At 71.0% G+C, this 24,120-nt stretch carries 18 protein-coding genes; 10 read left to right on the forward strand and 8 right to left on the reverse strand.

What is annotated here, in order from left to right; all coding sequences use genetic code 11:
* Positions 1 to 39 precede the first annotated feature (39 nt).
* Complete coding sequence (lpdA, locus tag ACTMMA_RS15495) at positions 40 to 1,434, forward strand: dihydrolipoyl dehydrogenase (protein ID WP_441191019.1); 1,395 nt, start codon at positions 40 to 42, stop codon at positions 1,432 to 1,434.
* A gap of 73 nt (positions 1,435 to 1,507) precedes the next feature.
* Here lpdA and ACTMMA_RS15500 read toward each other — a convergent pair whose 3' ends face one another.
* The gene (locus ACTMMA_RS15500) at positions 1,508 to 2,035 is read right to left on the reverse strand and encodes a PspC domain-containing protein (RefSeq protein WP_441191020.1); all 528 of its coding nucleotides are present in this window, start codon (positions 2,033 to 2,035) and stop codon (positions 1,508 to 1,510) included.
* A 193-nt stretch (positions 2,036 to 2,228) separates the two neighbouring features.
* Positions 2,229 to 3,134 (reverse strand): hypothetical protein, encoded by a 906-nt coding sequence (locus tag ACTMMA_RS15505; protein ID WP_441191021.1) that lies wholly within the window; start codon positions 3,132 to 3,134, stop codon positions 2,229 to 2,231.
* A gap of 130 nt (positions 3,135 to 3,264) precedes the next feature.
* Between ACTMMA_RS15505 and ACTMMA_RS15510 the strand changes: the two genes are divergently transcribed.
* From ACTMMA_RS15510 to metX, 3 genes are all read left to right on the forward strand, one after another.
* Positions 3,265 to 5,355, forward strand: a complete 2,091-nt coding sequence (locus ACTMMA_RS15510; RefSeq protein WP_441191022.1) for a beta-propeller domain-containing protein — start codon at positions 3,265 to 3,267, stop codon at positions 5,353 to 5,355.
* A gap of 349 nt (positions 5,356 to 5,704) precedes the next feature.
* A complete protein-coding gene (locus ACTMMA_RS15515; protein ID WP_441191023.1) occupies positions 5,705 to 7,045 on the forward strand; it encodes a bifunctional o-acetylhomoserine/o-acetylserine sulfhydrylase in 1,341 nt (446 codons plus the stop codon).
* A 1-nt stretch (position 7,046) separates the two neighbouring features.
* The gene (metX, locus tag ACTMMA_RS15520) at positions 7,047 to 8,255 is read left to right on the forward strand and encodes a homoserine O-acetyltransferase MetX (protein WP_441191024.1); all 1,209 of its coding nucleotides are present in this window, start codon (positions 7,047 to 7,049) and stop codon (positions 8,253 to 8,255) included.
* 21 nt (positions 8,256 to 8,276) lie between these two features.
* Here metX and ACTMMA_RS15525 read toward each other — a convergent pair whose 3' ends face one another.
* Together ACTMMA_RS15525 and ACTMMA_RS15530 are read right to left on the reverse strand one after the other, a co-directional pair.
* On the reverse strand, positions 8,277 to 9,452 hold the full coding sequence (locus ACTMMA_RS15525) for a hypothetical protein (protein WP_441191025.1): 1,176 nt from the start codon (positions 9,450 to 9,452) through the stop codon (positions 8,277 to 8,279).
* A gap of 5 nt (positions 9,453 to 9,457) precedes the next feature.
* Positions 9,458 to 11,923: a glycogen/starch/alpha-glucan phosphorylase gene (locus ACTMMA_RS15530; protein WP_441191051.1), complete on the reverse strand. Its 2,466-nt coding sequence runs from the start codon at positions 11,921 to 11,923 to the stop codon at positions 9,458 to 9,460.
* Positions 11,924 to 12,215: 292 nt separating this feature from the next.
* On the opposite strand from ACTMMA_RS15530, the gene ACTMMA_RS15535 reads away from it, so the two are divergent.
* From ACTMMA_RS15535 to ACTMMA_RS15555, 5 genes are all read left to right on the forward strand, one after another.
* Entirely contained in the window at positions 12,216 to 14,252 is a 2,037-nt protein-coding gene (locus ACTMMA_RS15535) for a vWA domain-containing protein (protein WP_441191026.1), read from the forward strand.
* 73 nt (positions 14,253 to 14,325) lie between these two features.
* Positions 14,326 to 14,835, forward strand: coding sequence for an NfeD family protein (locus tag ACTMMA_RS15540; RefSeq protein WP_441191027.1), 510 nt, complete (start codon positions 14,326 to 14,328; stop codon positions 14,833 to 14,835).
* 47 nt (positions 14,836 to 14,882) lie between these two features.
* Positions 14,883 to 16,217 (forward strand): SPFH domain-containing protein, encoded by a 1,335-nt coding sequence (locus ACTMMA_RS15545; protein WP_441191028.1) that lies wholly within the window; start codon positions 14,883 to 14,885, stop codon positions 16,215 to 16,217.
* A gap of 145 nt (positions 16,218 to 16,362) precedes the next feature.
* Complete coding sequence (locus ACTMMA_RS15550) at positions 16,363 to 18,045, forward strand: alpha-amylase family protein (protein WP_441191029.1); 1,683 nt, start codon at positions 16,363 to 16,365, stop codon at positions 18,043 to 18,045.
* Positions 18,045 to 19,001: a TIGR03885 family FMN-dependent LLM class oxidoreductase gene (locus ACTMMA_RS15555; protein ID WP_441191030.1), complete on the forward strand. Its 957-nt coding sequence runs from the start codon at positions 18,045 to 18,047 to the stop codon at positions 18,999 to 19,001. Before ACTMMA_RS15550 ends, ACTMMA_RS15555 begins: the two co-directional genes overlap by 1 nt.
* A gap of 3 nt (positions 19,002 to 19,004) precedes the next feature.
* Here ACTMMA_RS15555 and ACTMMA_RS15560 read toward each other — a convergent pair whose 3' ends face one another.
* On the reverse strand, positions 19,005 to 20,708 hold the full coding sequence (locus ACTMMA_RS15560; protein ID WP_441191031.1) for an alpha-glucosidase: 1,704 nt from the start codon (positions 20,706 to 20,708) through the stop codon (positions 19,005 to 19,007).
* Positions 20,709 to 20,748: 40 nt separating this feature from the next.
* A complete protein-coding gene (locus ACTMMA_RS15565) occupies positions 20,749 to 21,369 on the reverse strand; it encodes a TIGR03086 family metal-binding protein (RefSeq protein WP_441191032.1) in 621 nt (206 codons plus the stop codon).
* A gap of 61 nt (positions 21,370 to 21,430) precedes the next feature.
* Here ACTMMA_RS15565 and ACTMMA_RS15570 point away from each other — a divergent pair, with 61 nt between their 5' ends.
* Complete coding sequence (locus ACTMMA_RS15570) at positions 21,431 to 21,931, forward strand: amidohydrolase family protein (RefSeq protein ID WP_441191033.1); 501 nt, start codon at positions 21,431 to 21,433, stop codon at positions 21,929 to 21,931.
* 62 nt (positions 21,932 to 21,993) lie between these two features.
* On the opposite strand, the gene ACTMMA_RS15575 is transcribed toward ACTMMA_RS15570, so the two are convergent.
* Together ACTMMA_RS15575 and ACTMMA_RS15580 are read right to left on the reverse strand one after the other, a co-directional pair.
* Positions 21,994 to 22,569, reverse strand: coding sequence for a gluconokinase (locus ACTMMA_RS15575; RefSeq protein WP_441191034.1), 576 nt, complete (start codon positions 22,567 to 22,569; stop codon positions 21,994 to 21,996).
* Positions 22,566 to 24,008 carry a GntP family permease gene (locus ACTMMA_RS15580; protein WP_441191035.1) on the reverse strand — a complete coding sequence of 481 codons (1,443 nt, stop codon included), beginning with the start codon at positions 24,006 to 24,008 and terminating at the stop codon, positions 22,566 to 22,568. The genes ACTMMA_RS15575 and ACTMMA_RS15580 overlap by 4 nt, the downstream gene beginning before the upstream one ends.
* Positions 24,009 to 24,120: the final 112 nt, after the last annotated feature.

Genomic DNA, 24,120 nt, shown 5'->3' on the forward strand with positions numbered 1-24,120 from the left:
GCTCGCCGCGTCCCTGGACCTCACGGCATACTTGCCCCTATGGCCGATCACTATGACGTTGTTGTCCTGGGCGCCGGTCCCGGCGGGTATGTCGCGGCGATCCGCGCGTCCCAGCTGGGCAAGAAGGTGGCCGTCGTCGAGAAGCAGTACTGGGGCGGGGTCTGTCTCAACGTCGGCTGCATCCCGAGCAAGGCGCTGCTGAAGAACGCCGAGCTCGCGCACACCCTGACGCACGAGAAGCAGAAGTACGGCATCGAGGGCGACGCCACGATGGCCTACGGCCCGACCCACAAGCGCAGCCGCCAGGTCTCCGCGGGCATCGTCAAGGGCGTCCACTTCCTGATGAAGAAGAACAAGATCACCGAGATCGACGGCTGGGGCACCCTGACCGGCCCGACCTCCATGGACGTCAAGCTCAACGACGACAGCACCCAGCAGCTGACCTTCGACAACCTCATCATCGCCGCCGGCTCCGTGACGCGCATGCTGCCCGGCGTCGAGGTCAGCAAGAACGTCGTCACCTACGAGGAGCAGATCCTCGACGAGGAGCTGCCGGGCTCGATCATCATCGCCGGCTCTGGCGCGATCGGCGTCGAGTTCGCCTACGTCATGGCCAACTTCGGCGTCGACGTGACGATCGTGGAGTTCATGGACCGGATGGTCCCGGCCGAGGACCCGGAGATCTCCAAGGAGCTGGCCAAGCACTACAAGAAGCTCGGCGTCAAGGTCCTCACCGGCACCAAGGTCGAGTCCGTGGAGGACACCGGCTCGGGCGTGAAGGTCAAGGTCAGCAAGGACGGATCCGAGGAGACCCTCGAGGCCGACCGGCTGCTGTCCGCCATCGGCTTCGCGCCGCGCGTGGAGGGCTACGGCCTGGAGACCACCGGTGTCGAGCTGACCGACCGCGGCGCCATCGCGATCGACGACTACATGCGCACCAACGTCGACGGCATCTACGCCATCGGTGACGTCACCGCCAAGATGATGCTGGCCCATGTGGCCGAGGCGATGGGCATCGTGGCCGCCGAGACCCTGGCCGGCGCCGAGACGATGCCGATCGACTACCGCTACATCCCGCGCGCGACCTACTGCCACCCGCAGATCGCCTCGATGGGCATGACCGAGGAGCAGGCCAAGGAGGCCGGCCACGAGGTCAAGACCGCGACCTTCCCGTTCCAGGCCAACGGCAAGGCGGTCGGCCTGGGCGAGCCGGCCGGTTTCGTCAAGGTCGTCGCCGACGCCGAGCACAACGAGATCCTGGGCACCCACATGATCGGCACCAGCGTCACCGAGCTGCTGCCGGCCGTCAACGTGGCCCAGACCTGGGACCTCACCGCCGACGAGGTCTCCCGCGTCGTCTTCGCCCACCCGACCCTGGGCGAGGCCGTCAAGGAGGCCATGCACGGCATCTCGGGGCACATGATCAACTTCTGATCCCCCACCCATGACGACGGTGCCGGTGAGCGCGAAGCTCACCGGCACCGGACCGGCTGATCAGGTCAGCCCGTCAGCCGTGGGCGTGTGCGGAGAAGTGTCCCTTCTTCTTCGCGATCACGAAGGCCACGACGGCAGCGGCGATCAGGAAGCCCCAGGTGTCGAAGATCCAGCTGAGGGCGCCGAAGAGCGCAACCATGCCGAGCAGGAGGACGACCATCGAACGGGTGCGCCCCTGACGCATGGCCTGCTCCGCGTGGGTGCTGCCGGCCTCGTCGGGCAGCAACGCCCAGCCGAGCAGGTAGACGCCGACACCGGTGCCGAAGAACAGCGCCAGGACGACGGCCGCCGCACGGATGGCGGTGACGGACAGGCCGGTGGTGTCGGCGATGCCGGCGCAGACACCACCGATGACGCCCTTGGCGGAGTTGCGACGCAGGGGCGAGCGCTTCAGCGTCGCGAAGCCCTGGTCCAGGGTGGACCGGGCGGAACTGCCCGCGGGGCCGTGGCCCGTGGGGCGATCGTCCTGCGGGCCGTCGAGCGGTCCGTAGGTGCCGTGCGAGGCGGGTGTCGGAAGGACCGGAGGCTGGATCTCGTTCATGTCTCCATGCTGTCCCGGAAGGGCGGCCCATAGGCAGCCTGCGGACCACCAGATCCAGAGGGGGGTTGTCCCCCCCTCTGCGCCTCGCCTTCCACCCACGTGCTTCGAGGTATGCGGCTCCGCTCACCTCGGCCTTCTCTTTCCGAGCGTGTCCGCAGCAACCACACCCCGCGCCCGGTCGGGTCAGGGGCGGTCAGGTGAGCTTGGCGCGGAGGCCCTCGAGGGTGGTCATGGTCTCCTCGACGGCGGCCTGCGCCTCGGCCACCTGGCTGTCAGCCTGCGCGATGCGCTGGCTGACCATGATGTCGGTGACGAAGTTGTCGAACCAGATGTCCAGGCCACGGCTCATGTCGTCGACCATCGGGGCGTCGAGGCCGGGCAGTTCGACGTCGGCCAGCTCGCGCGAGAAGCGCTGCATCGCCGCGGCCGCCTTGTCCAGCAAGGCGGTGGCCTTGTCGAGCTGGTCGTGCTTGAGCATCGAGGAGAACATCCCGCCCCCGCCGAAGGTGTCGTAGACCGACCAGGCCTTGGCGCCACCGAGCCTCCTCCTGGCCTCGGCCAGCGCTGCCCGGGCCTCGCGCCCAGCTGCGAGCGCCTCCTCCAGCTCGCGCCGCCACCGCAGGTCCTCAAGCTGCCGACCCGCCTCGGCCGCACGCTCGCGCAGCATCCCCGCTCCGGGCTCCTGCGCGAGACGGTGCACCTCGGCCAGCGTGACCTCATATCCCTCCTGGGCACCCACGACCCGCGCCTCCTCGGCCGCCAGCTGCTGATCCTCCCGCTCGAGCCTGCGCAGCACCTCCTCCGCCCGGGCCAGGTTGAACCGTGCCGCCTCCGCCTCGGCCCGCTCCTTGGCCAGCTGGTCCTGCAGCCCGCCACGCATCGCCGCCCAGACCCGGGTCGGCGAGGCCCCGCCCTCCAACCGGTGGACGTCACCGGCCTCCTTGTCGTGCTGCGCGGACAGCCGTTCGACCTCACCGCGCGCCTCGGCCAGCTGCGGCGCGAGGTGGGCGCGGCGTGCCCCCAGGCGCTGCTGCTCGGCGCGAGCGGCGGTCAGGTCGTCGAAGCGGCGGGCAATCGTCTCGTAGGCGTCGGTCCCCATGGCCCTACGATGCCCCGCACCCCGGAAAAGTTCCACGAATCCCAGGGAACCGGATCGGTTGACGTCGCGTCACACAGCCATCCACGACACCGGCGGTCACCGACGACCGCCCCTCCTCCAAGGAGCGGCCATGTCTCGCTCGTCCATCCTCGGCCTGACCGCGCTGCCTCTGGCGGCCGCACTCACGCTCACGGCCTGCGCCGTGCAGGGGCCTGGCGGCCCGGGTTCCGGCGACAAGGATCCCGGTGGCCGGACGGGCATGAATTCCTCGAACAACGCGGCGGCCTGGGACGGAGCGTTCGCCAAGGGCGCGATCACCGCCCTGCCGGCCTCCTCCCTCGCCCCGTTCGACGACTGCTCCGAGCTGCTCACCTACTACCAGGCCAACGCCCTGGAGCTGGTCACGCCCTTCGGCCTGGGCCAGGGAGGCTACGGCTGGGCGGAGGAGGACGACGCCGCCACCGCGGCAGCCGCAGCCACGGAGAGTGCCGCCGACGGCGCGACCACCTATACCGCCGGCGGCGGGGAGGCCGGCACCGACTACTCGACGACCAACGTCCAGGAGGAGGGCGTCGACGAGCCCGACATCGTCAAGACCGACGGCCGCATCATCGTCACCGTCACCAACAACAAGGTCCGGGTCGTCGACGTCGCCGAGGAGAAGGTCGTCTCGACCGTCTCGCTCCCCGGCCGTCGCGACCAGGTCAACCCCTCGGAGATCCTGCTCCACGGCACGACCCTGGTGGTGCTGAGCCAGGAATGGGGCCAGGGCGGAGGCATCGCCGACGGCTACTTCCCGGCCTTCAACCCCGGCCGCACGGTCGTCACCACCGTCGACCTCACCGACCCGGCCTCCCCGCGTACCGTCGGCTCGGTCCGGATCGAGGGTTCCTACCGTTCCGCCCGGCTGGTCGGCGACACCCTGCGCATGGTCATGGTGACCGACCCGCCCGGGGTCACCCTCACCGCACCGCGCAAGGGCACGCTCGCGGCCGAGGACGAAGCGTTGGAGCGCAACCGCGAGCTCATCCGCGAGACCACGCTGGAGGACTGGATCCCCCACCGCCAGGAGCTCGACGGCGACGGGCGCACCGTCGGCACCGAGCCCCTGCTCGCCTGCGACCAGATCGCCCGACCGCGCGACCCGGCCGGTCTGTCGACGATGTCGGTCGTCACCTTCGACGTCGGCGCCGCCAACCCCGCGCCCACCTCCGGCACCGGCCTGGTGGCCACCGGCAGCACGGTCTACGCCTCGCCGGACCGCATCGTCGTCGGCACCAGCGGCTGGGACCTGTGGGCCTGGATGCCCGAGCCGGCCGCGGCCTCCCGCATCTGGCCCGGCGGCCAGCCGCTCGACCGCACCGACCTGCACACCTTCGACATCAGCGACCCCGACTCGACACGGTATGTGGCTTCCGGCACCGTGGAGGGTCGCCTGGTCAACCAGTGGGCCCTCGACGAGCAGGACGGGGTCATCCGCGTCGCCACCACGACCGACCCGCCGGGCGCCTCCCAGCAGTCCCAGTCCTCCCTGGTCGTCCTCCGCGAGGACGGCGACCAGCTGGCCGAGACCGGGCGGGTGGACGGCATGGGCCTGACCGAGCAGATCCAGTCGGTGCGCTATCTCAGCGCCGACCTGGCCGCGATCGTCACCTTCCGGCAGACCGACCCGCTCTACCTGGTCGACACCTCCGACCCGACAGCTCCGCAGGTCAAGGGCGAGCTGAAGATCCCGGGCTTCTCCAGCTATCTGCACCCGGTCGCCGACGGCTGGCTGCTGGGGATCGGCCAGGACGCCGACGAGAAGACCGGCGAGACGAAGGGCCTGCAGGCCAGCCTCTTCGACATCCGCGACCTCACCGCCCCCCGCCGCACCGAGGTCCTGACCTGGGAGAACGGTTGGTCCCCCGCCGAGCACGACCACCGCGCCTTCCTGCAGTGGCCCCAGCGGGACCTGGTCGTGCTGCCCTACACCCAGTGGATCGAGCCGGTCGACGGCAAGGAGGAGGGCAACAACGCCGGCGTCGCACTGCTGACGGTCAAGGAGGGCACCCTCACCGAAGGCCCCACGCTGACCACCACGCCGAAGAAGCAGAACTGGGGCGAGGCCCCCATGCGCACGCTGGTGATCGGCGACCAGCTCTGGACCCTCGACTGGCAGGGCCTGAGCCGGTTCGACCTGGACAGCCTCGAGGGCGGCTGGGCCGTCGACCTGCCCTGACGCGCAGTTCTCCCTCGGCCACCGGCCCCGCCTCGGGACCCTTCTCCCGCGCCGGGGCCGCTTTGCCGACGATCCTCCCCCCACCACCCCCTTAGCCGAAGATCCCTCGGAAACAGCCTCACCACATACCCAAGAAGCGAATTGACTTCGCTGACAAACGACTGCTAGACATAGCCCCATGACCACCCCGCGACGTCGAATGCGCAGCTGCTGAGCCCACCCTCGCAGCTGCTCCACGACGTCGCGACGCGCCAGATCCGGTGCCGGACATCATCCCCCGCGGCCGAGGCGGGCTCAGCAGAGTGACCACCCTCACCTGCCCCACCCTTCGCACGAAGAGAGCCCAGCCATGACCCAGTACTCCGACTTCACCACGCGGCAGATCCACGCCGGCCAGACCCCCGACTCCCAGACCGGGGCGCGCGCGCTGCCGATCTACCAGACCACCTCCTACGTCTTCGACGACGCCGACCAGGCCGCCAACCGCTTCGCGCTGGCCGAGCTCGGCCCGATCTACACCCGCATCACCAACCCCACCCAGGAGACGGTCGAGAACCGCATCGCCGACCTCGAGGGCGGCGTCGGTGCGCTGCTGGTGGCCTCCGGCTCCTCCGCGATCACCCTGGCGATCCTCAACATCGCCGGCGCCGGCGACCACATCGTCTCCAGCCCGAGCCTCTACGGCGGCACGCAGAACCTCTTCGCCCACACCCTGCCCAAGCTCGGCATCGAGGTCTCCTTCGTCGAGGACCCCTCCGACCCCGAGTCCTGGCGCGCAGCCAGCCGGGACAACACCAAGGCCTTCTTCGGCGAGACGATCTCCAACCCCAGCAGCGAGGTGCTCGACATCGAGGCCGTGGCCGCCGTCGCCCACGAGGTCGGCGTGCCACTCATCGTGGACAGCACCATCGCCACCCCCTACCTGTCCCGGCCGATCGAGCACGGCGCCGACGTCGTCGTGCACTCGGCGACCAAGTACCTCGGCGGCCACGGCACCTCCATCGCCGGCGTCATCGTCGACTCGGGCAACTTCGACTACGGCCAGGGCGACCGCTTCCCCGCCTTCACCGAGCCCGACCCCTCCTACAACGGTCTGGTCTATGCCGAGGCGCTGGGCAAGGACGGCATCTTCGGGGTCAACCTGTCCTACATCCTCAAGGCCCGCGTGCAGCTGCTGCGCGACCTCGGCCCGGCGGTGGCGCCCTTCAACGCCTTCCTCATCGCCCAGGGCATCGAGACGCTCTCGCTGCGCCTGGACCGCCACGTCGAGAACGCCCAGAAGGTCGCCGAGTGGCTCGCCGGCCACGAGCAGGTCGAGACGGTCCACTACGCCGGACTGCCCAGCCACCCCTCGCACGAACGCGCCAAGAAGTATCTCCCCCAGGGCCCTGGCGCGGTCCTCGCCTTCGAGATCGCCGGCGGTGCGGCGGCCGGACGGGCCTTCGTCTCCGCCCTGACCCTGCACAGCCACGTCGCCAACATCGGTGACGTCCGCTCGCTGGTCATCCACCCCGCCTCGACCACCCACAGCCAGCTCTCCGAGGAGGCCCAGCGCGCGGCGGGCGTCACCCCCGGCCTGGTCCGCCTGGCGGTCGGCATCGAGGGGATCGAGGACATCCTGGCCGACCTGGAGACCGGCTTCGAGGCCGCCCGCGCGGTCGCCGGCAGCAGCACGGACGAGGCGGCCTGACATGGGCGCGCAGCCGGTTCCGACCTCGCCGAGCTCCCGTCGCCGCACCGTCGTGGTCGGCGACCTGGACCTGGACAACGGCCAGCGGCTGGAGCAGGCGCGCGTCTCCTACCAGACCTGGGGCAGGCTCAACGCCGCCCGCGACAACGCCGTGCTGGTCCTGCACGCGCTCACCGGCGACAGCCACGTCGTCGGCGAGCGCGGGCCGGACCACCCGACCGCCGGCTGGTGGCCGGGGCTGATCGGCCCGGGCGCGCCGCTGGACACCGACGAGCTGTTCGTCGTGGCCCCGGCGGTGCTGGGCGGGTGCCGCGGCACGACCGGTCCGTCCAGCCCGGCGCCGGACGGCCGCCCCTACGGCAGCTCCTTCCCCCAGATCACCATCAGGGACCAGGTGCGGGCCGAGGCCCGCCTCGCCGACGCCCTGGGGATCAAGACCTTCGCGCTCGTCGTGGGCGGGTCGGTCGGGGGCATGCGGTCGCTCGAGTGGGCGGTCTCCTATCCCGGGCGCGTCAAGAGGTGCGTCGTGCTCGCCGCAGGTGCGGCGGCCACGGCGGACCAGATCGCCTGGTCCGTGCCCCAGCTGCACGCGATCCGCCTGGACCCCAACTTCCACGGCGGCGACTACTACCCCGGCCCCGGCCCGCGGACCGGGCTGGAGATCGCCCGCCAGATCGCGCACGCCACCTACCGCTCGGCCGACGAGCTCGCGCTGCGCTTCGGCTCCGACCCGCAGGACGGGGAGGACCCGCTGCGCGGCGGACGGTATGCGGTGCAGTCCTACCTCGAGCACCACGGCAAGAAGCTGGCCCGTCGTTTCGACGCCAACTCCTACCTGGCCCTGACCGAGGCCATGAACAGCCACGACATCGGTCGCGGGCGGGGCGGGGTCGACGCGGCGCTGCGCCGGATCACGGCGGAGCTGACGGTCGGGGTGGTCAGCAGCGACCGGCTCTTCACGCCCGCCGACGGGGAGGTCATCGCCTCTGCGCCGGCGTGCCGCGAGCTGGCCGTGATCGACTCCCCCTACGGCCATGACGCCTTCCTCATCGAGACCGAGCAGGTCTTCGGGATCATCTCCCGCGCCCTGGCCGGCGCCGCGGAAGGATCGGCGCGCCGCCCGCGGCGCCTGCACTCGGTCTCGGCCCCCGCCGAGCAGCCCCACCAGCCGCTCCCGGCCGCGGTCCGGCCGACAGCCGCCGCCTACTGACCCGACCCGTCGGCACAGACCTCAGAGGCCGGTCGGCTCCTCGAGCCAGTCGATCTGGGAGCACACGCCCTGCGGGACGAGCCCGGCCAGCGCCACCGCCGCCGCGGCGGTCGTGTTGACCACCCGGTAGTCCAAGGTGGCGACGAGCTGCCCACCCCGGTCCTCCACGGCAAAACCCTCCGCCGGTCCGTCCGGCGCAAGACCAAAGGCATCCGACCACCCGACCGACTCGGTCGTGGGCCAGGCCTCGCCCAGCGCCACCCTGGCGGCGGCGTCCTCGGCCGCCTCCGCCTCGGTGGTGCCTCCCGGATAGACGACCGTCACCGTCGCGCTCCGGCCGGTGAAGGACATCGCCCAGGCCGAGGGGTCGAGCAGGTCGTCCACCGGCGCCGCGTCGACGACCGCCTCCTGGTCCTCCACCGTCGCGTCGACCCCCAGCGCCGTCGGCCAGGACAGGCACCCGGGCACGAGCAGCTCGCTCTCGGCATCACCGGCGAAGGCCACGATCGCGCCCTCGGTGGCCCCGAGCGGCTCAGCAGTCGCATCGTCGCGCAGCAGCAGGTGCGACCCGGCCTCGACCCTGGCCCCCTCCAGCCCCGGCACCTGGTCGTCCACCGCGCGCTGCAGGCCGACGAGGTCGAGGTCGTCGCGCAGCCTCAGCGCCAGACCGCGGACCTCCTGCCCGTCCCCGGCCCAGCGCACCTCCCACCGCGCGTCGTCCTGCGTCAGCCCGTATCTCAGCCCCAGACGACTGTTCTCCGCACGCAGCACGCCGTCGGTGAGCAGCACGGTGCTCGCCGGGACGGCCCGCCAGAACTCGCTGCGGTCGGTCTGCAGGCTCTCGCTGGTCAGGTCGCCGGCGCCGAGCCGCTCCTTGATCCGGGCCCAGTCGGTGATCGTCACGTGGCCTGCCTCGGCCGGGACGAGCGCCAGGGCCGCCGCCGCGGGTCCGGGGTCGCCGCTGACGTCGGCGCCCGGAACCCCGGGGGCCCGCGTCTGCGAGGAGCTGTCCGCCGTCCCGCCCGCCTCCGCGGTCGACGCACCGACCTCCGGGGTATGCGGTGCTGCCGGGGTCGCGGAGGCCCCGGCACCGACCGGGGTCGTCGGCGCGTCCACGGACGGCCGCTCCAGCGTCGTGCTGGAGCAGCCGGTCACGACCAACGCCGACAGCACGGCGAGGGGCAGGGCCGGCCGCACGACGGTCAGGAGTGCCAGATCCGGTCCAGGTAGTCCCGCATCGACCGGTCCGAGGAGAAGAAGCCGCAGCGGGCGACGTTGAGGATCGCCGAGCGGCTCCAGGCCTCCTCGTCCGCGTAGTAGGCCTCGACCCGGGCCTGCGCCTTGAGGTAGGAGTCGAAGTCGACCAGCGCCATGAACGGATCGTGGTTGACCAGATTGTCCACGACCGGGGCCGCCGCACCGCGGTCGCCCTCGGTGAAGTGGCCGCTGGCCAGCAGGTCGAGCGTCGCCCGCAGGACCGGGTCCTGCTCGTAGTAGGCCCGCGGACGGTAACCCTCGGCCCGTACCTTGTCCACCTCCGGCTCGCTGAGCCCGAAGAGGAAGAAGTTGTCGTCGCCGACCAGCTGGCGGATCTCGACGTTGGCGCCGTCGTCGGTGCCGATCGTCAGGGCGCCGTTGAGTGCGAACTTCATGTTGCCCGTGCCGGAGGCCTCCTTGCCGGCCAGCGAGATCTGCTCGGACAGGTCGGCCGCGGGGATGAGCTTCTCGGCCAGGTTGACGTTGTAGTTCGCCGGGAAGAACACCTTGAGGCGTCCCTCGAGGACCGGGTCCTCGTTCACCGTGCGGGCGACCGCGTTGATCAGCGCGATCGTCTCCTTGGCGAAGTGGTAGCCCGGGGCCGCCTTGGCACCGAAGATCACGGTGCGCGGGGTCAGGTCGGCAGCCTGGATGCGGCCGGAGCGGACACCCTCGTAGAGGGAGACGACGTGCAGCAGCTTCAGGGACTGGCGCTTGTACTCGTGCAGCCGCTTGACCATGACGTCCACCAGGTGGTCCTGGTCGAGCATGAGCCCGTCCCGGCCCTGCAGCACGTTGGCCAGCCGCTCCTTGTTGGTCTTCTTCACCTGGCGGAAGCGCGCGCGGAAGTCGGCGTCGTCGGCGTAGGGCTCCAGGCCCCGGAGCCGGTCGAGGTCGGTCACCCACTCCTCGGTGCCGAGGGCCTCGGTGATGAGATCGGACAGGCGGCGGTTGGCCAGCCGGATGAACCGGCGCGGCGTGATGCCGTTGGTGACGTTGGTGAACTTCTCGGGCCACAGGTCGTTGAAGTCCGGCAGCACGTCGTCGCGCAGCAGCTGGGAGTGCAGCTCGGCGACGCCGTTGACCTTGGCGCCGGCGACGGTCGCCAGGTAGGCCATCCGCACCGCACGCTGCGGGGACTCGGCGATGATCGACATCCGGCGCAGCCGGTCCTCGTCGCCGGGGAAGGCCTCGCGGACCTCCTCCAGGAAGTCCTCGTTGAGGCGGTAGATGATCTCCAGGTGGCGCGGCAGCAGGCGGCCGAGCAGCTCGACCGGCCAGACCTCCAGCGCCTCGGGGAGCAGGGTGTGGCAGGTGTAGGCGAAGCACTGCTGGGTGATGGCCCAGGCCTCGTCCCAGGCGAAGCTCTTCTCGTCGACGAGGATGCGCATCAGCTCGGGCACCGCGATCACCGGGTGGGTGTCGTTGAGCTGGAACATGATCCGCTTGGGCAGGTTCTGCAGGTCGAAGTCACCCGGGAGGGTGTTCTCGATGAAGTCGTGCAGGGAGCAGGCGACGAAGAAGTACTGCTGCTGCAGGCGCAGCTCCTTGCCCTGCGGGGTCGAGTCGTCCGGGTAGAGGACCTTGGAGATGTTCTCGGCGAAGGTCTGCGCCCGGGCCGCCTGGGCGTAGTCACCGGCGTTGAAGATCTGCAGGTCGAAGCCCTCGGTGGCCTCGGCGCTCCACAGCCGCAGGGTGTTGACGACGCCGTTCTGGAAGCCCGGGACCATGTAGTGGTAGGGCACGCCCCGGACCTGCCAGGCCGGGATCCACCGCACGCGCTGGCGGCCCTCGTCGTCGGTCCAGGGCTCGGTGCGCCCGCCGAAGCCGACGGTCACCGCACGGTCGGGGTGCGGGAACTCCCACGGGGAGCCCAGCCGCAGCCACGGGTCGGGGGACTCGACCTGGCGACCGTTCTCGTCGAAGGACTGGCGGAAGATGCCGTACTCGTAGCGGATGCCGTAGCCGATGCAGGGCACGTCCATCGTGGCCAGGGAGTCGACGAAGCAGGCCGCCAGCCGACCCAGGCCACCGTTACCGAGACCGGGCTCGATCTCCTGGGCGCGCAGCTCGGCGATGTTGATGCCGCACTGGCGCATCGCCTCCTCGGCGATCTCCATGAGGTTGGTCGACAGGAGGGCGTTGCCCAACTGCCGGCCCAGGAGGTACTCGGCCGAGAGGTAGCCAACCATCTTGGTGGGGTTCTTGCGGCGACGGTGACCGGTCTCCAGCCAGCCGGCCATCATGTAGGACCGCACGGTGCGGGCCAGCGCAAGGTACTGGTCGTTGATCGTGGACTGGGACAGCTTGACGCCCTGCCCGAAGTTGAGCTGCTGCAGGAACTCCTGGACGAAGCCGTCGACGGTCTCCGGCGGGGAGTGCACCGGCCCTCTGGCCAGCTCGTGCGTCATCGGTGCGCTCGGGCCGCGCCGGTTGGCGTCGGTGGAGGGCCGCTCGTCGTGGACGTGCGGCTGGTGGGTCTCGAAGGTGTCCGTCACGGAGTCCTCGCTGGTGGTGTTGACGTTGGCCCGACGCAGAAGGGGCAGCGCCGGGGCAGGCGCCGTTGCCCGGTCAACAAGACTACGGTGTGAGTCGGCACAGGCCGAAGCAGCTGCTTGACATTTGCGATTGCTAACACTTAGGTTTGCAAACGCAAACACTTCGCGCGGTCAATACTGCAGCCGATACAGGGGAGATCTCCGTATGTCGCACACGCTCACCTCTCGCAGGTCCCGCCCGTGGCTCGCCACGGGTGCGGCACTGCTGCTGGCCGGCGCCAGCGGACTCCCGGCCCTGGCGGGCCCGGCCGACGAGGCAGACAGCTCACCCACGCAGCAACCCGTCATGCTCGTCCTGGACGCCTCCGGCTCGATGCTCCAGGAGGACGCCGGCCAGGGACGCACCCGGATGGAGGCGGCCCGGACCGCGCTGACCGACCTCATCGACGCCGCACCGGAGGACGCCGAGCTGGGCCTGATGGTCTACGGCAGCGAGGTGGGCAACAGCGAGGCGGAGAAGGAGGCCGGCTGCAAGGACATCCGCACCCTGGCCGAGGTCGGCCCGGTCGACCGGACGGCGCTGACGGAGGCCGTCGAGGAGGTCGAGGCCTCCGGCTGGACCCCGATCGGCCGCTCGCTGGAGCTCGCCGCCCAGGAGCTGCCCGCCGAGGGCCCGCGCTCGATCGTGCTCGTCTCCGACGGCATCGACTCCTGCGGCGACCCGGACCCCTGCGAGGTCGCGGAGGAGCTCGCGGCCGACGGCGTGGACCTCGCGATCCACACCGTGGGCTTCCGCGTCGACGACGCCGCCCGCGCGCAGCTCCAGTGCGTGGCCGACGCCACCGGCGGCACCTATGCCGACGCCGCGGACGCCGGCGAGCTCACCGAGCAGATGAGCATCCAGGTGCAGCGGGCCATGCGCAGCTACGTGCCCGCCGGGCGCCCCGTCGAGGGCGGCGCCGAGCACACCTCGCCCCTCACCCTCGACGAGGGCGACTACGTCATCGAGCTGACCAGCAAGGACGGCGCCCATGCGGAGCGTTCGGTGCAGCACTTCGCGGTCCCCGTGCACGAGGACGAGCGCCTGCACATCAGCGCCTCCGCGATCCGGCCCCAGGTCAAGGGGGGCATGGACTTCACCTGGGTCGAGGTCGAGCAGGTCGACGCCGACGGCGATGAGTGCCGCTCCGACCGCGACGGCAACCACTCCAACAACTACATGGGCGGGCCCCCGACCGCGACCCTCATCACCACGCCGGCGACGGCGGAGGACGGGTGCTTACCGGACGGCCACGTCGTGTTCTCCGTCACCCGGACCGGCGACCAGGCCCCCGACGGCACCTTCCCGATCGAGCTCTCCATCTCCCGCGAGGCCCCGGTGGAGGCCACCTCGGTGCGCACCGCCCGCGACGCCTCCCTCGAAGCCCCTGGGCTCGGCGAGGAGGAAGCCCGTGGCGGGACCCTGGTGACCCCCGGGCTCAACTACTCGACCGCCACCCCGCTGGAGCCGGGCACCTACCGGTCCGACATCGCCAACGCCGAGTTCCACGTCTACCGCGTCCACCTCGAGCCGGGTCAGAAGATGGGCGCCGCGCTCATGCCGCTCGGCGACGGCGGATATCCCACCTCGCTCCAGCTCAACTTCGCCGCTCCCGACCGGACCGCGCTGGTCCCCGACGCGGGCAGCGCCGGCTATCGCAGCGGCAACTTCGCGGTCAACCTCACCGAGGGCGAGGTGCTGGCCGACGTGATGCGCACGACCGTCGATCCGGCCCGTGACGAGCAGCCCTACCAGGCCGGCGACTACTACCTCATGGTCAGCGGCAACTTCGAGAAGGACCTGGCCCTCCCCTACGCCCTGAAGGTGGAGGTCGCCGGGGACCCCCTGCCCGCCCCGACACCGCTGACCGACCTGGTCCCCCTGTCCCCCGACGCGCCCTCCACCGACGATGCCACCTCGACCCAGGTGCCGGAGGGCGACCAGGAGGACGCCACCGACGCCGACAGCGCCACCTCCTCCGCCACGCAGGGATCCGCCGGCAGCCAGACCGATGACGCCGGCTCGACCGGGGCCGCCGGGACCGGGACCGACGACACGACCGGGGCTGCCGGCACCTCGGGGCAGCGGGGCGACGGCGAGTCGACCTCCGTCCTGGCGTGGCTGCTGGGTGCCTTGGGCGTGGCCGTCGCCTCCGCCGGAGCATGGCTGTTGGTGAGGAGCAGGCGCAGCACCACGTCCTGACCTGTGGAACCGTCCGGCCTCCTTCCCCGTCCACCACGTAGGATCGACCAAGACGGGGAAAGGAGGGCAACGGATGCCTGACTGGATCAAGGACAGCCCCCAGTGGCTGTGGTGGGTCGGTGCCGCGCTCGCGTTCGGCATCGTCGAGATGACCACGCTGGACCTCATCTTCCTGATGCTGGCGCTGGGGGCGCTGGTCGCCGCCGTCGTGGCCGGTGCCGGGATCCCGCTGATCTGGCAGGTCTTGATCTTCGCGGTCTCCGCGGGCCTGTTCGTCTTCGCGCTGCGCCCCGTCGCGCTGAAGTACTGGCGCCTCGAGGGCCGTGGCGACAAGACCCTGGGGATCGAGGGCCACCTCGGCCAGACCGCGACGGTCATCGAGGAGGTCACCGACCGCTCCGGCCTGGTCAAGCTCCGCGGCGAGACGTGGACCGCACGGGCCGACCTGGAGGGCGCCACCTTCGCACCCGGCACCCTCGTCACGGTCGCCAAGATCGCCGGCGCCACCGCCGTGGTGTCCGCAGCCACCCCGCAGGACAAGCCTTTCGACCCGGGTGCCGACACCCGCGCCGAGGGGATCTGACCGCATACCCGACCACCTGACTGACGCAACAACACCTAGGAGACGTCATGCCAGACCCGATCAGCATCGTGGTGTGGGCCGTCGTAGCACTGCTCGTGCTCTTCGTGCTCACCGCCATCGCCCGAGCCATCCGCATCGTGCCGCAGGCCACGGCGGTGATCGTGGAGCGGCTCGGTAAGTACGACCGCACCCTCGACGCCGGCCTGCACTTCCTGGTGCCCTTCATCGACCGGCCCCGATCGGTGGTCGACCTCCGTGAGCAGGTCGTCAGCTTCCCGCCGCAGCCGGTGATCACCAGCGACAACCTGGTCGTCTCGATCGACACCGTCATCTACTTCCAGCCCACGGACCCCAAGGCGGCGACCTACGAGATCGCCAACTACATCCAGGGCATCGAGCAGCTGACCGTCACCACGCTGCGCAACGTCATCGGCTCGCTCGACCTGGAGCAGACGCTGACCTCCCGCGACATGATCAACGGCCAGCTGCGCGGCGTCCTCGACGAGGCGACCGGCCGCTGGGGCATCCGCGTCAACCGCGTCGAGCTCAAGGCCATCGACCCGCCCGCCTCCGTGCAGGACTCGATGGAGAAGCAGATGCGTGCCGAGCGCGACCGTCGTGCGGCCATCCTCAACGCCGAGGGCGTCAAGCAGTCGCAGATCCTCACGGCCGAGGGTGAGAAGCAGGCCCAGATCCTGCGCGCCGAGGGCACCGCCCAGTCCGCGATCCTGGAGTCCCAGGGTGAGGCCCGCGCGATCCTGCAGGTCTTCGACGCCATCCACAAGGGCAACCCGGACAGCAAGCTGCTGGCCTACCAGTACCTCCAGATGCTGCCCGAGATCGCCAAGGGCGAGTCCAACAAGATGTGGGTCGTCCCGACCGAGCTCACCGCGGCCCTGTCCGGCATCGGCAACGCGCTCGGCGGCGGCGCCCCCAAGGGCGGCTCCAACGTCCTGGACGGCCCCTCCATGGGGCTGCGCTCCGACGCCGGCCAGGTCGACTACGACATGGACGCCCCCACGCTCGAGGACCCCAAGGAGGCGCTGCGCCGGGCCCGCGAGGAGGCCGAGGGCGCCACCCGCGACGCCGAGGGCACCGTCAACAAGAGCCAGAAGAAGGACGCCGACAAGGCCATCGCCGAGGCGGCCGCGAAGGCCCGCCGCGCCGCGCAGGACGTGGGCAACGAGGGCCAGCTGGCCGGCGGCGCCCCCGGCCTGGACCCGCTGCAGCAGCCGGAGCAGATCGCCCCGGACCTGCCGCAGCAGCACCACCAGGAGGGCCAGCCGGAGCACCAGCAGCGCCCGAGCCAGGGCGAGCCCCAGCTGGGCCGCACCTGGGAGAGCGAGGAGAACCGCGACTGGCAGCAGCCGCGCGACCAGTGATCCCCGGCTCCGCACGGAGCTGACAGAGAGCTGACCACGTCGCCCCACCCGGCCACCGGGTGGGGCGTCGTCGTCCCCGCAGGTGCGTGACCGCATACCCCCCCTGCGGTTGAGGGACCCGCCCGGCCTTGTGAGGGTGGAGGGTATGCGGATCACCGACACCTCCGACCTGTGGTGGAAGAGCGCGGTCGTCTACTGCCTCGACATCGAGACCTTCCTGGACGCCGACGGGGACGGCATCGGCGACATCGAGGGCCTGACGCGGCGCATCGACTACCTCGCCGAGCTGGGCATCACCTGCCTGTGGCTGATGCCCTTCTACCCCAGCCCCGACCGGGACGACGGCTACGACATCACGGACTACCTCGGCGTCGACGAGCGCCTGGGCGACGTGGGGCGCGTCGTCGAGCTGCTGCGGCTGGCGCACGACCGCGGGATCCGGGTCATCGCCGACCTCGTGGTCAACCACACCAGCGACCAGCACCCGTGGTTCAAGGCCTCCCGCAAGGAGAAGGACCCCGCCAAGAACCCCTACCGCGACTACTACATCTGGCGCTCCGACGAGCCAGGGGACACCTCGGACGAGGTCGTCTTCCCCGACCAGGAGGACTCGATCTGGGAGAAGGACGACAAGACCGGGGAGTGGTATCTGCACCACTTCTACAAGCACCAGCCCGACCTCAACCTGGACCATCCCGAGGTCGTCGACGAGCTGCTGCGGGCCATCGGCTTCTGGCTGCAGGTGGGCTTCGACGGCTTCCGGGTCGACGGCGTGCCCTTCTTCGGGCAGTCCGGGGAGAAGGAGGGTCGCGACGACCTCGTCGACCCGCACGTCTTCATGCGGACCCTGCGCGAGTTCATCTCCCGCCGGCACGGCGACGCCATCACCCTCGGCGAGGTCAACCTGCCGCACGAGGAGCAGCTGGCCTTCTTCGGCGGCGAGGACGGCAACGAGTTCCACATGCAGTTCGACTTCATCGGGATGCAGGCGACCTACCTCTCGATGGCCCGCGCCGACGCCAGGCCGCTGGTGAAGGCGCTCAAGGCCCGCCCCGAGCTGCACGTCGCCAACCAGTGGGCGACCTTCCTGCGCAACCACGACGAGCTGACCCTCGACAAGCTGACCGAGAAGGAGCGGCAGGAGGTCTTCGAGGCCTTCGGTCCGGAGCCGGAGATGCAGGTCTACGACCGCGGGCTCAAGCGGCGCCTGCCCCCGATGCTCGGCGGCGACCCGCGCCGGGTCCGGATGGCCTACTCGCTGCTCTTCTCGCTCCCGGGCACGCCGACGCTCTACTTCGGCGAGGAGATCGGGATGGGCGAGGACCTGGCCGCCGAGGGACGGATGGCGGTGCGCACCCCGATGCAGTGGAGCGACACCAAGAACGGCGGCTTCTCCTCAGCGGCACCCTCCAAGCTCGTGCAGGCCGTCGTCGGCGACGGCTACGGCCCCGAGCACGTCAACGTCATGTCCCAGCTGCACGACCCCGACTCGCTGCTCTCCTGGATACGCCGCCTGATCGAGATCCGCCGCGCCTGCCCGGAGCTGGGCTGGGGCGAGCTGGAGATCCTCGAGCACGACGCCGGCCACGCCGTCCTGGCGCACCGGCTCTCGCTGGAGGACTCGGCGATCGTCGCGCTGCACAACCTCGCCTCGGACCCGGTCACCGTGACCGTGGACTGCGGCGGTTTCGGCGCGGACGCCAGGGTGGTCGACCTGATCACCCACGAGGTCCTCGACCTCACCTCCGGCGGGGTCGAGTCCGCGCTGGACGGGTATGGGGTGCGCTGGCTGCGCGTGCGACCCGCCGGCGACCTGGCGGTGCCGTGATGCCCAGGATCGGCTTCCACGCCTCGCACGAGCAGATCTCGCCGCGACAGCTGCTCGCCGACGTCCAGCACGCGGAGGGGGCCGGCTTCCAGATGGCGATGTGCTCCGACCACCTCGCGCCCTGGAGCGAGCGGCAGGGGCACTCAGGCTATGCCTGGTCCTGGCTGGGCGCGGCCCTCGCCACCACCGACCTCGAGCTGGGCTGCGTCAGCGCCCCGGGCCAGCGCTACCACCCAGCCGTGCACGCGCAGAAGATCGCGACGCTGGGCCAGATGTTCCCGGGCCGCTTCTGGGTGGCGCTGGGCAGCGGGGAGAACGCCAACGAGCACGTCACCGGTGACGCCTGGCCGCGCAAGGAACAGCGGGTCCAGCGCCTCGAGGAGAGCGTCTCGGTCATCCGGCGGCTGCTGGCCGGGGAGACCGTCTCGCGCGACGGCCTGGTCCGGGTGCACGAGGCCAAGGTCTGGGAGCGCCCCGACCCGGTGCCGCGCCTGATCGGGCCCGCAGTCTCGGTGGAGTCGGCCGCGCGGGTGGCCGCGTGGGCCGACGGGATCGCCACGCTCAACCAGCCGGTGGAGCGCCTGAGGCGACTGCTCGCCGCATACCGGGACGCCGGCGGAGCCGGTCCTGCGGCGCTGCAGATCCACCTGTCCTGGGCGCCGACCGAGGAGGAGGCCGAGGCGATCGCGCACGACCAGTGGCGCACCAACGTCTTCCCCGAGCCGGTGAGCTGGGACACGGCGCAGCCGGAGGCCTTCGACGCGATGGCCGAGCACGTGACGCCGGCCACGGTGCGTGAGCACGTCCGCGTCTCCGCCGACCTGGGCCAGCACCGGGCCTGGCTGGCCGAGTATGCCGAGCTCGGCTTCGACGACCTCTACCTGCACTTCGTCGGTCAGGACCAGGAGCGCTTCATCGACGTCTTCGGGGAGCAGGTGCTGCCAGAGCTGCGCTGACCGTCAGTCGCGTCGGCGCAGGACCACCGAGCCCCAGCCGGGCAGGGTCCCGTCGGCGAGGACAGCGGCAGCCCCCGGGGAGGAGGGCACCAGCACCTCGGCACCCTCCCAGCCCGCGAGCAGCTCGGCGGGGACGTCCAGGTCGTCGCGGGTGAAGCTGGCCAGCGTCAGCAGCCTCGTCCCCTCCTGCTCCCGCTCGAAGGCCCACAGGTCCGGGTGGTCCATCGCCAGCGGGGTGATCGTCCCGTGCGAGACGGCCGGCTCCTCGTGCCGCAGCGCGATCAGGGCCCGGTAGTGCTCGAAGACCGAGCCCTCCACCCCGACCTGGGCCTCGGCGTTGATCTCGACGTGGTTGGGGTTGACCGCGATCCACGGCTCCCCGGTGGTGAAGCCTGCCTGCTCCCCCGCGGTCCACTGGACCGGCGTCCGCGCGTTGTCCCGACCCTTGGCCCGCAGCCCGTCCAGCACGTCGGCGAAGGGGGTGCCGGCCAGCTCGCGCTCGGCCACGTAGTTGAGCGTCTCGATGTCGCGGAAATCCTCCAGGAGGGCGAAGGGCGCGTTGGTCATCCCGAGCTCCTCACCCTGGTAGACGTAGGGCGTGCCGCGGAGGGTGTGCAGCACGGTGGCCAGGGTCTTGGCGCTCACCTTCCGCCACGCCGGGTCGTCGTCCCCGAACCGCGAGACGGCGCGCGGCTGGTCGTGGTTGTCCCAGTAGAGGCTGTTCCAGCCGACCTCCGCGAGGGCCTCCTGCCACGCCATGATGCTCTCCCGCAGCCGCGGCATCGCCAGGTCGGTGAGGTCGAACTTGCCGCCGGGGCCGGCGTCGAGGTCGACGTGCTCGAACTGGAAGACCATGTCCACCTCGCCCCGCGCGGGGTCGGTGTAGAGCCGCGCCTTCTCAGCGGTCACCCCCGGCATCTCGCCCACCGTGAGGAAGGCCGTCGGGTGGTCGGCGAACACTTCGCGACGCATCTCCTGGAGGTGGTCGTGCACCCGCGGCCCGTCGACGACCAGGCCGAAGCCGTCCCCGTCGGGCAACCCCTCGGGCTTGTCGATGAGGTTGATCACGTCCATCCGGAAGCCGTCGACGCCCCGCGCCAGCCACCACCGCATCATCGCGTAGACGGCCTCGCGCACCTGCGGGTTCTCCCAGTTGAGGTCGGGCTGCTTGCGGCTGAACAGGTGCAGGTAGTACTCCCCCGTCGCCTCGTCCCACTCCCACGCGGGCCCGGAGAAGACCGAGCGCCAGTCGTTGGGCTCCGCGCCGGGCTCGCCGCCGACGTGGCCGGGACGTGGCGGCCGCCAGACGTACCAGTCCCGCTTCTCACTGGTCGCCGAGGACCGCGAGTCGACGAACCACGCGTGCTCGTCGGAGGTGTGGTTGACGACCAGGTCCATGACGACCTTGATCCCGTGGCCGTGCGCCGCCTCGATGAGCTCGTACAGGTCGGCCAGCGTGCCGAAGAGCGGGTCGATGTCCTGGTAGTCGCTGATGTCGTAGCCGTTGTCGTCCTGGGGGCTGCGGTAGACCGGGCTCAGCCACACGACGTCGACGCCCAGCGCCACGAGGTGGTCCAGGCGCTCGATGATGCCGCGCAGGTCACCGGTCCCGTCGCCGTCACCGTCGGCGAAGCTTCGCGGATAGATCTGGTAGACGACGGCGGACTTCCACCAGTCGGCCGGGGGCTGGGGTTCGGTCAACGGCATGACTCCACAGTATGCGGTGCTCCTCACCTCGGCCCGGCGGTCACCGCCGCCAGCCCGGATCCCGCCCCGTGAGGGCGACGGCCTGGTGGAGGGGGTCCTGTGACGAGCCGTCGACGGCAGCACCGAAGATGCCGGGCATGCCCCCGCCGCCGGCCAGCCGGGGTCGCTCGTAGGCCAGGACCTCCTCGACCGCCTCCGGCGCGGGGCCGTAGGGCTGCCCGGTCGCCACCGCGAGGTCCCACCCGTGGACGACGAGGTCGACGAGCATCTGCTGCGCGTACTCGCGGCGGGTGGCCGGGCCGTAGGACATCCGGATCTCGACGTCCTCGTCCTCGACGTCGGCCCAGGCGAGCAGCGAGGCGGTGATCGCCTCTTCCCAGGCGGTGCGGGCGTCGGCACCCAGCACGTCCCCCTCGTAGTCGTCGCCGACCTCCTCCAGCGTCTCCCCCGCGAGCAGCCGCGGCGCCCACAGGTGCTCGGCCGTGAGGTGGGTGAGCAGCGCCCTGACGTCCCAGTCGGCGCACGGCGTGGGCGCCGACCAGATCTCGTGGTTGGGGTCGGCGGGCAGCACCTGCACGACCGCGCTCACCGCGGCCGCCCCGGCGGGCAGGAGCTCGCGGGCCATGGACATGCTGGTCTCGGACGTCTGGGTCTGCGCCATGCCCTCACCATCCCACCCGGGCGAGGCCCCCGCCTGCCCGCGGATCCGTAGGGTCGGTCCCATGTGGATCCGAGACTGCCGCCCGTGGGGCGGGGAGCGCTCCGACGTCCGGATCGAGGGCGAGGCGATCGCCGAGGTCCGCGCGCACGACCCGGCGGTCGGCACGGCGCCCGCCCCCGGACCAGGCGGGTCGGACGTCGAGGGGCGTGGCCGCATACTCCTGCCGTCGTTCTCCGACGTCCACGTCCACCTCGACTCGACCCGGCTGGGGCTGCCCTTCCGGCCCCACACCGGGGCGCCCGGAGTGTGGGCGATGATGCTCAACGACCGCGCGCACTGGCGGGACGCGGAGGTCGGGATCGTGGAGCGGGTCGCCCACACCCTGGGGCTGATGATCGCGCGGGGCACCACACGGGTCCGGTCCTTTGCGCAGGTCCGCGCCGACCTGCTCCTCGTCACCGGCGAGACCCCGACGGCGGCGGTCATGGACCGGCTGCCGGACCGGACCGTGCTCCACCGCGGCCGCGTGGTCGCCGACCAGCTCGAGCTTCTGCCCGCCTGACTCACCGGCGGGCGCGTCGTGGCCGGCTGGCTCTTCGCGGCCGGTGAGCCAGTCGGTGGATCTCAGGCTGAGGTGCCAGGCAGACGGGACCCCAGCGTCTCCAGCACCTCGGCGGCGACCTGCTCCGGCGTCTGCTCGATGTCGGCCCGCATGCCCGGCTCGTCGTCCTCCAGCGGCTCGAGGGTGTCGAGCTGGGACTGGAGCATGGCCGGCTTCATGAAGTGCTCGCGGTGGGCCATGCGCTCCAGGATCACCTCCGGGTCACCGACGAGGTGCACGAAGAAGACCCCTTCGCCGCCCTCCCGGAGCAGGTCGCGATAGCTCCGTTTGAGCGCCGAGCAGGACATGATCGTGGACTGCCCGCGGGCGTCGTGCTCGGCGGTCCAGTCCGCGAGCGCCCGGAGCCAGGGCCAGCGGTCCTCGTCGTCGAGTGGCTGGCCGCTGGACATCTTGTCGATGTTGGCCTGGGGGTGGAAGTCGTCGCCCTCGGCGAACGGCCAGCCCAGGTGCTGGACGAACTGCTCGCCGATGGTGCTCTTGCCGTTGCCCGAGACGCCCATGACGACCAGGTGGAGCGGGCCCGCTGCCGGGGGCGGGGTCGGGGTCTGACCCGGGGCCGGGGTCGCGGCGTCCGTCATGGCACCACGAACCACATGAGCAGAGCGATCACGAAGATCGTCAGGCCCAGCGTGGTCTCCATGACGGTCCAGGTCCGCAGCGTCGTCTTGACGTCCATCCCGAAGAACCGGCTGACCAGCCAGAAGCCGGAGTCGTTGACGTGCGAGAGCACCGTGGACCCGGCCGCGATGGCCAGCACCAGGCAGACGATCTTCAGGTCGGACAGGCCCTCGGCCGCGACGCCGGCGGACAGCAGCCCGGAGGTGGTGACCAGCGCGACGGTCGCCGAGCCCTGGGCGACCCGCAGGGCGGTGGCGATGACGAAGGCCGCGACGATCAACGGCATGCCCATCGCGTCGAGGGACTCCGACAGCGCGGTCCCGATGCCGCTGTAGCGCAGCACCCCGCCGAACATGCCACCGGCACCGGTGATCAGGATGATCGCGCAGATCGGCGCCAGCGCGTCGTTGAGGATGGTCTCGAGCGTGGCCAGCGAGTTGCGCCGCCGCCCCAGGGTGTAGGTCGCCACGAGCAGGGTGATCAGCAGCGCGACCGGGGTCTGCCCGATGAACGAGAGGGTGTCGAGGACGACACCGTCCTCGGGCAGGGTGCCCGCCTTGCGCAGGGTGTCGATGCCGGTGTTGAAGGCGATGAGGATCACCGGCATCAGGAGGATGCCCAGCACCAGCCCGAAGGCCGGCGGTGCGACCTCGGCGCGTCCGGCCGCCAGGTCCTCGGCCCGCTGGTCGTCCTCCCCGTCGTCGAGGTCGGACGCCTCGCCGGACAGCGACCCGCGCAGCACGTTGTCGTTGATCGGGACCATGATCTTGCCGGCGTAGACCTTGGTGAAGAGGTAGACGCCGACGTACCAGGCGATGAAGGCCACCGGCAGACCGATGAGCATCGTCAGGCCGATCGAGCCACCGAGCTCGGTCGCCGCGGTGACCGGGCCCGGGTGGGGCGGCACGATCGCGTGCATCGCCGCGAAGGCGCCCGCCGCGGGGATCGCGTAGAGCAGGATCGACCCGCCGAACCGTCGCGCCACCGAGAAGATGATCGGCAGGAAGACGACGAGGCCCGCGTCGAAGAAGATCGGGACACCGAAGAGCAGCGCGGCCACGCCGAGGGCGAAGCTGGCGCGTTGCTCGCCGAAGCGGTTGATCAGAGTGTCGGCGAGCACTTGCGCCCCGCCGGTCACCTCCAGCACCCGGCCGACCATCGCGCCCAGACCCACCAGGAGCGCGACCGAGCCCAACGTGCTGGAGAAGAAGCTGATGGCCACCCTGGCCACGTCGGCCATCGGGATGCCCGCGGCGATGGCGGTCACGAAGCTGATCAGCACCAGCGCGATGAAGGCGTGCATCCTCAGTTTGATGATGAGGAAGAGGAGGACCGCCACGGCGACTGCAGCGATGGTCAGGAGCACTCCGGCGGAGTGGACCGGTGTCATCGGATCCATGCTGAACCTCCTTGGTCAGACCGAACGGACTCACGCTAGCCCCTATGCTGCGCCCATGCGCGCGGAGCGGGTGGCGACTCGCCACGGGGGAGGACGAGGATGCCGGGGGTAT

Origin of the sequence: Ornithinimicrobium panacihumi, assembly GCF_052073805.1 — a bacterium.
Classification (GTDB): Bacteria; Actinomycetota; Actinomycetes; order Actinomycetales; family Dermatophilaceae; genus Ornithinicoccus; species Ornithinicoccus panacihumi.